Here is a 346-nt window from a genome sequence, read left to right as displayed (position 1 = left end):
GTTGAGGACGTAGCCCTGGGCGCGGCCGTCGGAGAGGAGTTGGGCGAGGCCCTTGTAGGCGGCGAGGCCGGCGAGGGTGGCGATGGTGGGGTTGACGCGGCCGTAGACGATGATCAGGCCGTTGAGGATGCCGACGAGGATGCCGACGCCGATGGCGGCGGCGATGCCGAGGTAGGGGTTGCCTCCGGCCGTGGTGAAGGCCATGGCGGAGACGACGGAGGCGACGCCGGCTTGGGAGCCGACGGAGATGTCGAGGCCGCCGCAGATGATGACGACGGTCTGGACGATGGCGAGGAGGCCGGTGATGGTGGCGGCTTCGGCGATGACCTGCATGTTGCCGAGGCTG

Annotated in this window: 1 protein-coding gene; it reads right to left on the bottom strand. The window is 69.7% G+C overall.

Annotated elements, in window-relative coordinates:
* A partial coding sequence (locus tag PUR56_RS31300; RefSeq protein WP_443034598.1) for an ABC transporter permease occupies window positions 1-333 on the bottom strand: 333 nt, incomplete at its 3' end.
* Window positions 334-346 lie beyond the last annotated feature (13 nt).

Source organism: Streptomyces sp. BE303 (assembly GCF_036290945.1).
Taxonomy (GTDB): domain Bacteria; phylum Actinomycetota; class Actinomycetes; order Streptomycetales; family Streptomycetaceae; genus Kitasatospora.
This window is presented reverse-complemented; position numbering and strand designations above follow the sequence as displayed.